General features: G+C 68.6%; 16 protein-coding genes. 6 read left to right on the top strand and 10 right to left on the bottom strand.

The genetic code is table 11. The annotated features are described in order from the left end of the window. Positions 1-2: 2 nt before the first annotated feature. Both AB0H76_RS22470 and AB0H76_RS22465 read right to left on the bottom strand, forming a co-directional pair. Entirely contained in the window at positions 3-965 is a 963-nt protein-coding gene (locus AB0H76_RS22470) for a GNAT family N-acetyltransferase (protein WP_357327172.1), read from the bottom strand. A 10-nt stretch (positions 966-975) separates the two neighbouring features. Next, entirely contained in the window at positions 976-1,566 is a 591-nt protein-coding gene (locus AB0H76_RS22465) for a peptide deformylase (RefSeq protein ID WP_357327169.1), read from the bottom strand. A 186-nt stretch (positions 1,567-1,752) separates the two neighbouring features. Here AB0H76_RS22465 and AB0H76_RS22460 point away from each other — a divergent pair, with 186 nt between their 5' ends. From AB0H76_RS22460 to AB0H76_RS22440, 5 genes are all read left to right on the top strand, one after another. Further along, positions 1,753-2,052 carry a DUF3263 domain-containing protein gene (locus tag AB0H76_RS22460; protein ID WP_357327166.1) on the top strand — a complete coding sequence of 100 codons (300 nt, stop codon included), beginning with the start codon at positions 1,753-1,755 and terminating at the stop codon, positions 2,050-2,052. A 126-nt stretch (positions 2,053-2,178) separates the two neighbouring features. Then, entirely contained in the window at positions 2,179-2,769 is a 591-nt protein-coding gene (locus AB0H76_RS22455) for a LytR C-terminal domain-containing protein (RefSeq protein ID WP_357327163.1), read from the top strand. Between the two features lie 144 nt (positions 2,770-2,913). Beyond that, positions 2,914-3,600: a superoxide dismutase family protein gene (locus AB0H76_RS22450; protein WP_357327161.1), complete on the top strand. Its 687-nt coding sequence runs from the start codon at positions 2,914-2,916 to the stop codon at positions 3,598-3,600. A gap of 13 nt (positions 3,601-3,613) precedes the next feature. Then, positions 3,614-4,759, top strand: coding sequence for a glutamate--cysteine ligase (locus AB0H76_RS22445; RefSeq protein ID WP_357327158.1), 1,146 nt, complete (start codon positions 3,614-3,616; stop codon positions 4,757-4,759). Positions 4,760-4,812: 53 nt separating this feature from the next. Further along, positions 4,813-6,168, top strand: a complete 1,356-nt coding sequence (locus AB0H76_RS22440; RefSeq protein ID WP_357327155.1) for a DUF5933 domain-containing protein — start codon at positions 4,813-4,815, stop codon at positions 6,166-6,168. Positions 6,169-6,195: 27 nt separating this feature from the next. Here AB0H76_RS22440 and AB0H76_RS22435 read toward each other — a convergent pair whose 3' ends face one another. The 3 genes from AB0H76_RS22435 to AB0H76_RS22425 all read right to left on the bottom strand — a co-directional run bounded on the left by AB0H76_RS22435 (position 6,196) and on the right by AB0H76_RS22425 (position 9,791). Further along, positions 6,196-6,777, bottom strand: coding sequence for a Uma2 family endonuclease (locus tag AB0H76_RS22435; RefSeq protein ID WP_357327152.1), 582 nt, complete (start codon positions 6,775-6,777; stop codon positions 6,196-6,198). A 115-nt stretch (positions 6,778-6,892) separates the two neighbouring features. Further along, complete coding sequence (locus AB0H76_RS22430; RefSeq protein ID WP_357327149.1) at positions 6,893-7,831, bottom strand: oxygenase MpaB family protein; 939 nt, start codon at positions 7,829-7,831, stop codon at positions 6,893-6,895. Positions 7,832-7,874: 43 nt separating this feature from the next. Then, positions 7,875-9,791, bottom strand: a complete 1,917-nt coding sequence (locus AB0H76_RS22425) for an acyl-CoA dehydrogenase family protein (protein WP_357327146.1) — start codon at positions 9,789-9,791, stop codon at positions 7,875-7,877. Between the two features lie 145 nt (positions 9,792-9,936). Here AB0H76_RS22425 and AB0H76_RS22420 point away from each other — a divergent pair, with 145 nt between their 5' ends. Further along, a complete protein-coding gene (locus AB0H76_RS22420) occupies positions 9,937-10,563 on the top strand; it encodes a TetR/AcrR family transcriptional regulator (RefSeq protein ID WP_357327143.1) in 627 nt (208 codons plus the stop codon). 7 nt (positions 10,564-10,570) lie between these two features. Here the strand turns inward: AB0H76_RS22420 and mnhG are convergent, their stop codons facing one another. From mnhG to AB0H76_RS22395, 5 genes are read right to left on the bottom strand one after another with little or no spacing between them, the layout of a single operon-like run. Beyond that, positions 10,571-10,912: a monovalent cation/H(+) antiporter subunit G gene (gene mnhG / locus AB0H76_RS22415; RefSeq protein WP_357327140.1), complete on the bottom strand. Its 342-nt coding sequence runs from the start codon at positions 10,910-10,912 to the stop codon at positions 10,571-10,573. Further along, positions 10,909-11,169 carry a monovalent cation/H+ antiporter complex subunit F gene (locus AB0H76_RS22410; RefSeq protein WP_357327137.1) on the bottom strand — a complete coding sequence of 87 codons (261 nt, stop codon included), beginning with the start codon at positions 11,167-11,169 and terminating at the stop codon, positions 10,909-10,911. Before AB0H76_RS22410 ends, mnhG begins: the two co-directional genes overlap by 4 nt. Next, positions 11,166-11,696 carry a Na+/H+ antiporter subunit E gene (locus AB0H76_RS22405; protein WP_357327134.1) on the bottom strand — a complete coding sequence of 177 codons (531 nt, stop codon included), beginning with the start codon at positions 11,694-11,696 and terminating at the stop codon, positions 11,166-11,168. Before AB0H76_RS22405 ends, AB0H76_RS22410 begins: the two co-directional genes overlap by 4 nt. Further along, positions 11,693-13,300 carry a Na+/H+ antiporter subunit D gene (locus tag AB0H76_RS22400; protein WP_357327131.1) on the bottom strand — a complete coding sequence of 536 codons (1,608 nt, stop codon included), beginning with the start codon at positions 13,298-13,300 and terminating at the stop codon, positions 11,693-11,695. Before AB0H76_RS22400 ends, AB0H76_RS22405 begins: the two co-directional genes overlap by 4 nt. Continuing rightward, the gene (locus tag AB0H76_RS22395; RefSeq protein ID WP_357327128.1) at positions 13,297-13,680 is read right to left on the bottom strand and encodes a Na(+)/H(+) antiporter subunit C; all 384 of its coding nucleotides are present in this window, start codon (positions 13,678-13,680) and stop codon (positions 13,297-13,299) included. The genes AB0H76_RS22400 and AB0H76_RS22395 overlap by 4 nt, the downstream gene beginning before the upstream one ends. Between the last annotated feature and the right edge of the window lie 23 nt (positions 13,681-13,703).

Here is a 13,703-nt window from a genome sequence, read left to right as displayed (position 1 = left end):
AATCAGCTGGGTGCCGCGTAGCGGTAGGAGTGGTGGTCGAGGAAGCCCAGATCGCGATACAGCTCCAGCGCCGCGGCGTTGGCGGCCTCCACCTGGACGTAGGCGTGGGTCGCGCCGCGGGCGTGGCCCCAGCGGATCAGCTCCGCGCAGACGAGCGCGCCGAGCCCGTGGCGCCGGTGCGCCGCCTGCACAGCGATGCAGCTCAGCCCGACCCAGCGGCGCAGATCCGGCGCGGTGGTCAGGGCGGCACGGCCGATGGCGATCGGCTCCGGCACGCCGAGCGAGGCGAAACCCACTTTTCCGTCCCGCACGGCGGTCAGCACCCCGGGCACCGGCGGCTGCGGTACCGCCAGCAAGGCCGGGTTCTCGCCGCGATAGCGGTGCAACTGCAGCCAGGCGGCGTCCGGTTCGGCCGCCGTCCGCACCATCGGCGGGCCCTGGGGGAGGACGAAATTGTCGATATCCAGGCCGAGCACCACGGTCTCGTTCCAGGTGCGCCAGCCCTGCGGCACCGGCGCCAGCCGATCGGGCAGCAGCAGCTGGAACGGCAGGCCGCGCTCGGCGTACCAGGCGGCGATGCGCTGCAACGGCTCCGCCGCCAGCACCGCCGGCTCCCCGGAACGACCGAGCGGCACAGCGGAATTGGCGCGATTGGTGTAACCGTGCCCGGCTCGCAGCAGCCAGCCGTCCAGCCAGGCCTGCTCCACGCCCGGCCAGCCGTCGGCCGCGGCCGTCTCCAGCGCGCGGATGTCGCGGGTGCGAATCGGCCTGGGGCCCAGCGCCTTCAGCGCCACCACCTGGTCGGCCTCGACCGAGACCAGCTGTTCGCCGCCGACCCGCACGGTCGGCGGCGCCAGTGACACCAGCTCGCCGATCACGTCGGTCAGTGGCGGCGTCGATCCGGCGGGCAGCTGGTAGCGCATGACCACCCGGGCGCCGAGCGGGATCGAAGGTTCAGTTGTCATCTACCCATATTCAGTCGTCGTGGCCGAACGGATCCGGCACGGTGCCGGGGACCCAGCTGAGGCCCGGAGTGCCCCAGCCCTCGCGCTTGACCGCCTTCTTGGCGGCCCGCGCGTGCCGGCCGATCAGCACATCCAGGTACAGGAAGCCGTCGAGGTGGCCGACCTCGTGCTGCAGCATGCGGGCGAAGAAATCCTTGCCCTCGATGTCGACGGGCTCGCCGTGCTCATCGGTGCCGGTGACCCGGGCCCACTCCGCGCGGCCGGTCGGGTACTGGTAGCCCGGGACCGACAGGCAGCCCTCGTCGTCGTCATCCGGGTCCGGCATGGTCTCGGGAATCGCGGAGGTCTCCAGCACCGGATTGAGCACCGCGCCCTTGCGCCGGGTGGCGGTGCCGTCCGGGGCGATGTCGGGGCAGTCGTAGACGAACAGCCGCAGCGGCACGCCGACCTGGTTCGCGGCCAGCCCGACACCGTTGGAGACCTCGAGGGTCTCGTACATGTCCGCGATCAGTTGCGCCAGTTCCTCCGGTGTCTGGGTTACCGGTTCGGTCCGGTTGTGCAGAACGGGGTCACCGACGATCACGATGGGGAGGACAGCCATGAGAAACAAGCCTAACGTGTGCGCCGCGCCCACTCCGGTCCGGAGGCCGGTCCATGACACGCCGCTAATCTGCAGTAACCGAAACACGCCGAGCTGGAGCTGAACCAGCCCACTCATGCGTGGTTGAATGATCCGCGACGTACAGGCACCATTTTTCGTCTGGTGACAACTCGGCGAGGGAGCAAGATGGACGGCGCAGCGGCTCGGAATATCGAGACGGTAACCGAGGAAAGCAGCGGCCTGAGCCGCCGTGAGCTGGACATCCTGGCTTTCGAGCGGCAGTGGTGGAAGTACGCGGGCGCCAAGGAAGAGGCCATCCGCGAGCTGTTCTCGCTCTCGCCGACCCGCTACTACCAGGTGCTCAACGCGGTCGTGGATCGCCCCGAGGCGCTGGCCGCCGACCCCATGCTGGTGAAGCGTCTGCGCCGCTTGCGAGCGAGCCGGCAGAAGGCCAGAGCCGCCCGCCGCCTCGGATTTCAGGTATGACACTCCCAGTTGCGTTCGTCAAAGGTGAACTGCGGCTAGGGTCGGTGGCGTGAGAGAGCGCAGCGACCGAACCGTGTGCCAGTGTGCGGAACGCGCGCCGGCGCCGAGCGTCAGCGAGGTGGCGGCGTGAGTTCCCCCAGTCCCACCTCCGGCGGGCCGCCGTTGCGCGCGCTGGCGATGGTGTTGATCGCGTTGGCCATCGTGTTCGCCGGGCTCGGGGCGATGTCGCTGTCGAATTCCGACTCCGGCACCGTGGCCGAAACGCCGTCCAGCACACCGAAACCGGTGCCGCCCGCCACCTCGGCGGCGCCGCGCACGACCGCGCCGTCCGCACCGCCGGTCCCGACCACCGGTGCGATTTCCACCACAGTGCCGACCAGCAGCGCGCCGGCCAGCACGACCCCGCCCCCCGAGACGCCGGCCCCCGCGCCCGCCGCCACGGTGAATCGCGCTGTGCCCGTGCAAGTTCTGAACAACAGCATGGTCGCGGGCTTGGCCTCCAAGACCGCCGCGGAGCTCACCGCCAACGGGTGGACGAACGTCTCGGCCGCCAACTACGCGGGCGGGACCATCGCCAAAAGCACCGTGTACTACGGCAATACGGCCGGCGAGAAAGAAGCCGCCCTGCAGATCGCGAACGAGCTGGGCGTCAGCGCCGAGCCCAAATCGGGGGGAATCTCCGACGCGGGTGTGGTCGTCATCCTGACGGGTAACTGAACAAGCAGGCAGCAAAGACGAAGCGCGGGTGACACGGCCCCTGCACGGCAAGACACGACGGGCGTGGCATCATCTTGTCCGGTAACGAACGTGTCCACCCAGCTTTACTCGTAAAATTTCGGTACTCGTAAAGGAGTTCCCCCAATGGCCCCGTCCACAACTCGTCGCCCGTCCTGGCGGACTGTGACCCCGGTGCTTGCGGTCGCGGTCTTCGGCCTCGCTGCCTGTACGAACAGCCAGGAATCGAGTGACGTCAAGGGCACGACCCCGCCGGTGTGGACCGGTGCGGACGCCCCGGCGCAGGGCGACCCGGGCGAGGAAACCGGTAGCGCGCACGCGAACCCGGGTTCCAAGATCGACCTGAAGGACGCCTCGGGCGCCTCGGTCGGCACCGCGTCCATCGCCAAGGACGGGAACCACCTGCAGATCACCATCGAGGCCCGCGGCCTGAAGCCCGGCTTCCACGGCCTGCACATCCACTCGGTCGGCAAGTGCGAGCCGAACTCGGTCGCCCCGACCGGCGGCCCGGCGGGCGCGTTCCTGTCCGCGGGCGGCCACCTGCAGGTCGGCAGCGCGAACTCGCACCCGGCCAGCGGCGACCTCACCTCGCTCGAGGTGCGCTCGGATGGCTCGGCCAAGCTCGTCACCACCACCGACGCCGTCACGCTGGAAGACATCAAGGGCAAGGCCCTGATGATCCACGCCGACGCCGACAACTTCGGGAACATCCCCAACCGTTATCTCCAGGCCAACGGCGCCGCTGGACCGGACCAGACCACGCTCGCCACCGGCGATGCGGGCGACCGCGTCGCCTGCGGCGTGATCCAGTAACGAAGGTGGCACTATGGCCGGGGCACAGGGCGCGAACGTACCGTTCAAAGGTTCACCCCGGCCGACGATCGGGATCGAATGGGAGATCGCCCTCGTCGACAAGGTGACGCGCGATCTCTCCAACACCGCCGCGGATGTGTTCGACGCGGTCGGTGAACTGCATGCCCACGACGGGACCCCGCAGATCACCAAGGAGTTGCTGCGCAACACCGTCGAACTCGTCACCGGTGTGCACGAGAACGTGGCGAGCGCGGTGGACGATCTGCGCGGCACCATGGATGCCGTGCGCCGCGCCGCCGACCCGCTCGGCGTCGATCTGTTCTGCGCGGGCACCCATCCGTTCGCGCAGTGGTCGGCCCAGCAGCTGACCCGCTCCGAGCACTACGACGAGCTGATCGAGCGCACCCAGTGGTGGGGCCGGCAGATGATGATCTGGGGCGTGCACGTGCACGTCGGGGTCTCGCACCGGGACAAGGTGCTGCCGATCCTGAACTCGCTGCTGCTGTCGTATCCGCATCTGCTCGCGCTGTCCGCGTCCTCGCCCATGTGGGCGGGCTCCGATACCGGCTACGCCAGTAATCGGACGCTGATGTTCCAGCAGCTGCCCACCGCCGGGCTGCCGTTCCAGTTCGAGAACTGGCCGCAGTTCGAGGGTTTCGTGGCCGACCAGCTCAAGACCGGGGTGTTCGAACAGCTCGGCGGCATGCACTGGGACATCCGGCCCGCGCCCAAGTGGGGCACCATCGAGGTCCGGGTCTGCGACGGCATCTCCACCAAGACCGAGCTGGCCGCGATGGCCGCGCTGATCCACTGCCTGATCGTCGACCTGGACCGGCGCGTCGAGGCCGGCGAGGAGCTACCCACCCTGCCGCCGTGGCATGTGCAGGAGAACAAGTGGCGGGCCGCGCGCTACGGGCTGGACGCGATCATCATCGTGGACTCGGACAGCAATGAGCGGTTGGTCACCGACGATCTGAACGAACTGCTGAACCGGCTGGAGCCGACCGCCAAGCAGCTGGGCTGCTCGGCCGAGCTGGCCTCGGTCGCCGAGATCCCCGCACGCGGGGCGTCCTACCAGCGGCAGCGCAAGGTCGCGGCCGCCGCGCAGGGCGATCTGGTGGCGGTCGTCGACTCGCTCGTCAAGGAGCTGGACACCTAACTCGGGCCTCCCGTTCAGTCGGCCAGGGGGGCGGCGTTCATCCGCCGTTTACTATGGTCGACGTGCTAGTCGAAGATCCAGGTTCCGGTGCGGGAAGTGTGGCGCAGCGGTCTGCTGTGCCGCTGACCCGGATCTGGGTCACCGCAGGCGTTTTCGCCGTTCCCGTGTTGCTGATCACATTGCAGGTGATCGCGTCGCGGCAGGGTTTCCAGGGGCCGTTGCAGAGCATCTGGCAGGACTACGCCGGGACGCCCAAGTCGATGACCCTGCCGTGGGCCGGTCTGGTGCTGGCGCTGGTCGGGTTGCCGACGCGCCGCCGGATCATCGCGGTCGGCGCCGCCGTCGCCATCGACGCCGTATGCGCGGGGGTGCGGCTGCTCGCCGGTTCGCCGTTCGGCATCGGGAACGGGCCGGTGATCGTGCTCACCGCGATCGCGGTGCTGGCGTTCTGGCGCTGGGACGGGGTGGTCAAGCGCAACGCGCTGCATGCCGCGGCGCTGGGCGCGCTGCTCATTCTCGCCACCAAGGTCGGGGATGTCTGGCTGCACGTCACGACCATGGCCCAGCCCTCGGTGCTGGATGAGTACGTCATCCTGGCCGACCACGCGCTGGGCGATCCGTCCTGGGTGATGGGCCGGGTGCTGGACACGCTCGGGCCCGCCGTCTCGGCCGTATTGCACTGGGTCTACATCGAATTGCCGGTCGCGGCGATCGTGGTCGCGGTGTGGCAGTTGCGCCGGGTGGCCGGCAGCGGGAGCTGGCCGTCGCACTATCTCGTGCGGACTTTCCTCGTGCTCGGTCTCGTCGGGCCGCTGTTCTACGTCCTGTTTCCGGTGGTCGGGCCGATGTTCGCGTTCGGCGCCGACGGCCACGGCTTGCAGCTCGGCAACTACTGGCCCGGCGTGCTCCCGCCGATCGATCGCAATCCCGCGGCACTGCCCTTCGACAACTACACCCCCCGCAACTGCATGCCGTCGATGCACACCGCCTGGGCACTGTCGGTCTTCCTGCATACCCGCCGCGATCTCAGCGGCGCGCGGGCACCCGCCTGGTTGCGCTGGATGGGCACGTTCTGGCTGTTCGGCACTCTCGCCGCCACCCTCGGCTTCGGCTACCACTACGGCGTCGATCTGGTCGCCGGCGCCGTCCTGTGCCTGACTGTCGAATCCGCCCTGCGCGAGCCCGAGCGCGGCTGGGCCTGGTTCCGCATCCGCCTGGTCGCCGCCGGCACCACCGTCTTCGCCGCCCTGCTCCTGTCCTACCGCTTCCTGGCCGTCCCCATGGCCCAGTACCCGGTCCTGGCCGGCACCGTCGTCCTGGCCGCCCTCGCCGGCATAGCCGCCGCCTTCCACGCCACCTGGTTCGCCCACCGCGAGACCCCAGTGACAACGGATGCTGTCGCGAGCTGAACCATCGTTCGTCAGGCCGGGAGTCGGCTAACGCACCCAGTCTTTCAGGGGCTCGGTATCCAGCTCGACATTCACCGGGGCAGGCAGCGTGACCGTTGCGCCGAACGGGATCGTGAGTTTCTTGGTGTAGCGACTCGGCGTCGGTTCGCTGTAAACCGTAAGCTCCCCGAGTTCACGATCGATCAAAAGGTAGATCGGTATTCCAGTCGCCGCGTAGGCAAGGGGCTTCTCTTGGCGGTCACGCCGTTCGGTGTCTTGATCGCTCGACGTCACTTCGACTGCGAGTAGCACCAGGCCGGGATCGGCCCATTCGCCATGACCAGCAAAGGCTGTGGCGGCGGCTAGTACGCCGTCCGGACGGGCTCTGCCTTTTCGGTACTGCCCGACTTTCAAGCCTTGCTCGGGGGTTAGAAACAGCTCCGGTCGGACCAAGAGGAATGTGCGAATCAGCCACTGGATGATGCAGCCATGATCCCCGTCCGGCATTGCTTTGGCCCCCAGTTGCCCGTCGATGAACTCCAGCCGCACACCTTCTCCGACACGATCGGCCGCGCGAGCGAGTTCCTCGAACTCCTCAGTCGTCATGAGCGACTCACTCACAGCAGTCATGTCCTTACGGTATCAATAGATTCGGGTCGGCAAAAGAGATCAACAGACACCTCGAGGGTACGACCGAGACCCCCGCCGGACGCCCGGCGAGGGTCTGTGGTGCCCGAATTGTTGCTCAGCCGGTGCGGGTGGCGCGGCCGTAGCGGGCGCGGGCTTCGCCGGGGGTGACGGTGATCGGGTTCTCGGGGGTGCCCGCGGCGATGTGCTCGGCGTAGAGGCGGGCGGTCATGGGGCCCAGGAAGTTGCCGAGGACGGCGGTTTTGGCGGTCTCGTTGGTGAGGGATTCGACTGCCAGGCGGACGGGGAGGCGGTAGGCGGTGTCGACGAGGGACGGGTGGTCGAAACCGCCGGTGACGCGCATCCATCGGGGAAGGGTGGCGATGGCGGCGGGTGCGACCAGGCGGCTGCCGGCCCAGAGTTTGACGCCCCGGTCGCGCGGGGTGTGCAGAAGGTAGTGCATGCCCCGGTGCGCGCGTTCGGAGGTGCACAGCTTCGGGCGTACGGCCGCGAAGTACTCGCGGACCTCGGCGCGCGAGGACGGCACGTCGGCTGGTTTGCAGGTCTGCAATTCGGCCGCGATGACGCACTCGGCCCAGTAGCGCCGCTCCTCCGCGGGGCTGAGCGGGCCGGGGCCGTACCTCTCGTAGCACTTGAGCACCGAATGCCAGCCGGTGACGTGGATCCAGAGCTGGGAGGCGGGATTGTTGGCGCTGTAGCGCTTCCCGCTGATCGGCTCGATACCGGTGGCCTGCGCGTGCACCTGCATCAGATGCTCGGAGGCCTCGATCGCCATGCGGCTGTCCGCGACGGCCGCGATCAGGAAGTAGGCGAAGGTGTGATCGAGACGGCCCTTGGGATCTTTGTAGATGCCCTGGACGTCGGCGACGGCGGCGGTCAGGTCGGGGTCGAAGTGCTCGAGCACCACGGCCCGCTGGAAACCGATCACCGCGGTCGGCGCGGTCCAGACCTTCCAGGTGGGCGAGTCGGGCCCGAAGAACCCGTAGTCGACCTCCCGGATGGTCCGGGCGGGTGCGTCGAACTGTGGACGCGTCATCGTCTGCTCCTTTGCACCGATGGGTCCGGCCGAGCCGGGGGAATCAGGGGTTCATCTGGTACGCGCCCGCGTGCGCCCGGGCCTGCTCGAGCACCTGCTCGAAGCGGACCCGCGAGACCGCGGGGCGGCGCACCAGGTCCAGGGCACGGGTCTGCTGGGCCTTGGTGGCGGCGGGCTTGGTGTGCAAGGTCAACGCGTTCTTGGAGAACTCGCGCACGAAGCCGTCGAAGATCTGATCCAGCACCGCGATATCGGTGTGCTCGATCGCGGCCTGCTCGAGCACCAGCTGCGCGTAGGGCAGCGCGGTGAACAGCTCGCCGATCGCGAACAGGAAGTCGACGTCGCGCTGCTGCGCGGCGGTCGGGGCCGCGGCGGCCAGCAGCGTCTGGAAGGCCTGCGCCTGCTCCAGGAAGACCGCCACGTTCGGCACGTGCGCGAACTGCTCGAAAACCGGCCGCCAGTCCTGGAACCGGATCCGGCCCAGGCCGCTGCTCGGCCCCTGCCGGAACAGGAACTCGTCGTCGGCGGCGTCGCGGCGCGTCGGCACGGCCGGGTACCGCGCCCCCGCGAACTCCGAACGCAGCTGCGGCACAGCGGCACTCGCGCGCGGGGTGAGCTTGCGGCTGGACCAGCTCAGCGCACCGGACACCGCGCGCACCGCACCCTTGGGCGCGGCGCCGGCGCCGGGCAGGTAGCGCAGCGCGGCCAGGCCGGCGTCGCTGGGATGGAACATGTAGTTGGCCATGAACTTCAGCGACAGCGCCATGTTCACGTGCACCGTGCCCTCGAGCCGCGGCAGGCCGAACAGGCCGAGCATCGCCATCGGGAAGTACATGTCGTTCTCGAATCCGCGCGCGGCGATCACGTCCGCGAGATCCTCGATGATGCGCTGGCCCTGCCGGGTGACGCTCATCTTCTCGATCGCGTTGAACAGCAGGTAGCGCCGGTCTTCGGGGGAGGCGGTGCGCAGGTAGTCGATGGCCCGCTCGCTGTAGAGCTTCATCGCGATCAGGCGCGCGTATGAGTCGGTGACCAGCGACTGCACCTGCGGGAACTCGGTGACCTTGTGCCCGAACAGGACTCGGTTCTCGGCGTGGTTGATGGCCTCGTGGAAGGCGTGCTCGCAGGCGCCGATCGCGCCGAAGCCGAGGTTGAACTTGCCCACGTTGACGGTGTTCATCGCGGCGTGGAACGCGGCCTCGCCGCGGTGCAGGATGTCGTCCTCGGCGACCGGGTACTGCTCCAGATCGAAAGCGGCGACATACATCTGGGCATCCACGACGTTGCGGCCCAGCTTGTAGTTCTGGTGCCGGCTGTCGGCGACGAAGAACAGATACCCCTCGTAATCTTCCTGCGTCGGCTTGCTGTCCAGTGCGGTCGCGCTGTCGATGATCGGCTTGTCGGCGCGCCGGCCGAACACCGAGACCATGGCGGCCAGGTTGCCGTTGCCGATGTAGTGCTTGGCGCCGGTGGCGGTGTATCCGCCGGTCTCCTGGGGTTCGAGCACCATGTCGGTGGAGTAGACGTCGGCGCCGTGCTCCTTCTCGGACAGGCCGAAGGCGAAGATCTCGCCGGAATCGAGCAGGGCCGCGGCCTTGGCCTTGGCGGTGGCGTTCTCGCTCTGCCAGATCGGGCCGAGGCCCAGGATGGTGACCTGCCAGACGTACCAGTAGGACATGCCGTAGAAGCCGAGGATCTTGCTCAGCATCGCGATCCGGCCGGTGTCCCAGCGCTTGTTCGGATCGCCGGCGGCCTGCGCGGCCGGGGTGAGGAAGGTGGCGAACACCCGCTCGCGCTTCACGAAATCGAGGAAGTCGGAGTACCAGACGCGGTCCCGGTCGTCGGCCTTGAGCGCCGCCTTGCCGCGGGTTTCGAACCAGTCGACCGTGGCGCGCAGCAGGCGGCGGGTCTCGGCGTCGAACTCGCCGAACTCACAGGTCTTGGGGTTGAACAAGGTCATCGGTGGCCTCCCTGGTGCGTCGTCCAGCCGCTCCGGGAGCGACTTCATTCGCGACTGTAGCATTATTGTTCACCTCTGTAGGAAATCGCACCAGGCCTGGCACGACCTGGGAGAACCCGGCTACGACGCTGCTATGTTGGTCCGCATGGGTAGCGATCAGGCCGTGGCGCCGCGGCAGCGGGCGCAGCATCTCGGGCCGCAGCGGCGCCGCCCGCAGGTGCTCGACACCGCGCTGCGGATCGCCGTCGAGCACGGCATCGCCGCGGTGACCATCGCCGCCGTCGCCGAGCGGATGCAGGTCACCCGGCCGGTGGTCTACGCCTGCTTCGCCGATCGGGTCGAGCTGATCCACGAACTCATCCAGCGCGAGGAAGACCACCTCATCAGCGGCCTGCTGCAAGCCACGCCGCGGCGCGCGGTCGACGCCGGGGAGACCGTCTTCGTCGAGGGCTTCCAGGCGCTGCTGGAGATCGCCGCCGACCGGCCGGACGCCTGGCGGCTGCTGTACGGCAATCCCGATCCGGCCGTGGCGGATTCGTTCGGGCGCGGCCGCGATCTGGCCGTCACCCGCTGCACCGAATTGCTGCGGCCGACGCTGCGGGCCTGGGGCACCGCGGACGCCGAGCGCAAACTGCCGGTGCTCGTCGAGCTGTGGGTATCGGCCGGTGAGGGTGCGGTGCGCACCCAGCTGGCCGACGACGGCACCTGGACTCCGCAGACGCTCGGCGCGTTCGTCGGGGCCGCCGTCTACCGCGCGCTGCGCCAGGCCTGAAAAGCCCTCAGGGGTGTTCGATTTCGTCGCCGAGCTCGTCGATGCGGAGCAGGCCGTCGCGCGTGCTCTGCTCGCGATAGGCGGTGCGCCCGAGCAGGTGCGCGATCACCGGCGCGGTCAGCATGGTGAACAGCGCGGTCAGGGCCAGCATCCAGGCCTGGCCGTCGTCGCGCAGTTCGATGGCGGTGCCGGTCAGGATCAGGATCAGGCCGATCACCTGCGGCTTGGTGGCGGCGTGCATGCGGGTCAGGGTGTCGGGGAAGCGCACGATGGCGATGGCCGCGGTGCACGCCAGCAGCGCGCCCGTGAGGATGAGCACGGCCGAAAGTACCTCGTAGACAACGGTCATCGGTCGTCCCGGACTCGGAAGCGGGTCACGGCCGCCGACCCGAGGAAGCCGACCAGCGCCAGCGCGACGATCGCGGGCACATCGGTGGTGTCCAGGTCGTAGGCCGCCCAGACCGCCAGGCCGGAGGCGGCGATGGCGGTGAGCGAGTCGATCCCGACGACCCGGTCCAGCGTGCTCGGGCCCGCCAGGATGCGGAAACTGGTGATGCCGGCGGCCGCGACGAGCAGCACGCCCGCGATCACGAAGACGACCATCATCGTGGCACCTCCCGTTCGAATGCCGAGATCAGCAGCCGTTCCAGCCGCCGCGTGGTCAGGTAGAACTTCTCCACCGCGCGATCGCTGCTCACGTCCAGGACGTGCACGTACACCACGCAGCGCGGTCGATTGATCTCGAGCACCATGGTGCCCGGGATCAGGTTCAGCAGATCGGTGCACAGCACCAGCACCAGATCCGAGCGGGTGCTCAGATTCACCCGCAGCACACCCGACACCGGCGGCGGCGCGGGCCGGACGGCGAACCAGGCGATCTGGAAACTCGACTCCAGCGCGTAATACACACTCGTCACGAACAATTCGGCCAGCGCGGGCAGATAGAGCCGGCCGTTGACCGGGATGCGCGGCAGCGGCAGCGCGAAGATGATGATCGCGCCGATCACCAGTCCCGCAAGCAGATTGGCGACACTGAGGTCGCCCCACAGCGCCGTGTAGACCAGCGCCAGCCAGACCAGCAGCGCACCCCGCAGCGTGGTGGACCGGCGGATCCGCAGCGCCCAGGAGTTCATCGGAAGGCCGCCGGATCACCCAGCACCGCACCGACATAGATGGCCGAGTCGTACAGATCGGCCGCCGCGCGATCGGCGATGCCCAGGATCGGCCCGGCGAACACGGTGAGCGCCAGCCCCGCCACGCCCAGCACCACGGTCGCGCCGACCATCAGCACCGGGATCCGGCCGGGATCGCTGCGCTCGTCGTAGAGCACGTCGTCGTCCTCCTCGATCAGCGACGGCGGCTTCGCGGCGGCCAGATGCCCCTCCGGCGCGTCGGATCGGTCCCGCCAGAACGCTTTCGCCCACACGATCGCCACCACGTACAGCGTCAGCAGGCTGGTCAGCACCGCGCCGCCGACCAGGATCCAGGCCAGCGCGCTGCCGTCCATCGCGCCCGCCTGGAGCAGCGCCACCTTCCCGATGAACCCCGAGAACGGTGGAATACCAGCGAGATTCAGGGCCGGTATCAGGAACAGGACGCCCAGCAGCGGACTCGCCGCGGCCAGCCCGCCGAGCCGGCGCATCGAGGTCGACCCGGCTTGTCGTTCGATGATGCCGACCACCAGGAACAGCGTGGTCTGCACCAGAATGTGGTGCGCCACATAGAACACCGCGCCCGCCAGCCCGGCCGCGCTGGCCAGCCCGATGCCGAACACCATGTACCCGATGTGGCTGACCAGGGTGAAGGAGAGCAACCGGCGCAGGTCGCTCTGCGCGACTGCACCGAAGATGCCGATCAGCATGGTGAGCAGGCCGCAGACCAGCAGCACGGTGTCGAACCGGCCGTCCGGCGCGAGCAGCGAATGGGTCCGGATGATCGCGTACACACCGACTTTCGTCAGCAGGCCGGCGAACACCGCGGTCACCGGCGCGGGTGCGGTGGGATAGGAGTCGGGCAGCCAGTTCGACAGCGGGAACACCGCGGCCTTGATCCCGAACGCCACCAGCAGCACCGCGTAGATCGCGGTGCGGACACCCTCCGGCGCGTCACCGAGCCGCACGGACAGCTGCGCGAGATTCAAGGTCCCGGTAGTCGCGTAGGCCAGCGCGATGCCGGTCAGGAAGATCAGCGAGGACAGCATCGACACCATGACGTAGGAGACGCCCGCCCGGATGCGCTCCGCGGTCGCGCCGATGGTGAGCAGCACGAACGACGCGGCCAGTAGCAACTCGAAGCCCACGAACAGGTTGAACAGGTCACCGGCCAGGAACGCCGCCGAAACCCCGGCCGTCAGTACGAGATACGTCGGCCGGAAGATCGAGGTCGGCTGCTTGTCGCCGCCGTCGCGGATGTTCTGGCCGGAGCCGTAGACCGAGACGCACAGCAGCACGATGTAGGAGACCAGCAGCATCGCCGCCGAGAGCCGATCCGCCACCAGGCTGATCCCGATCGGCGTCTGCCAACCGCCGACCTGCAGCGCCGCGGTGCCGTGGTGGTCGGTCAGGTACAGCATCAGCGCGCTGATCACCACGCCCGAGGTCAGCGCGAGCAGCGTGAGATAGCCCTGGATCCGGCGATGCTGCCCGAAGATCAGCGTCCCGGCCGCGCCCAGCAAGGGGATCAGCACGGGCAGCGGAATCAGCACAGGCAGCAGGCCGGGCGACAGATGATCGTTCATTCTTCCGGCTCCTCGACCTCGCGGCGCGTGGCCACCTGGATGTCGTCCGGATCGTTTTCCACCTCTTCGGAGGTGGTCAGGATGTAGGACCGGTAGGCGAGCGCGAGCACGAAAGCGGCCAGCCCCATGGTGATCACGATCGCGGTGAGCACCATCGCCTGCGCGAGTGGATCGGCCATCTCCGAATGCTGAACATCCTTGGCGCCCAGGATCGGTGGCGCGCCGTCCCGCCCGCCGACGGTGAGGATGAGCAGGTTCACCGCGTTGCCGAACAGGATCAGGCCGAGCAGCATCTTCGACACGGCGCGCTCCAGGATCAGATACACCCCGCACGCGACGAGCACGCCTATAAGAACCAGCAGAGTCAGATTGGAGGTCATGCCTGCGCCTCGCTGGCGCTCGG

This window comes from Nocardia sp. NPDC050712 (assembly GCF_040654295.1).
Taxonomy (GTDB): domain Bacteria; phylum Actinomycetota; class Actinomycetes; order Mycobacteriales; family Mycobacteriaceae; genus Nocardia.
The sequence above is the reverse complement of the archived record's forward strand: the minus strand, read 5'-3'. Positions and strand labels throughout refer to the sequence as shown.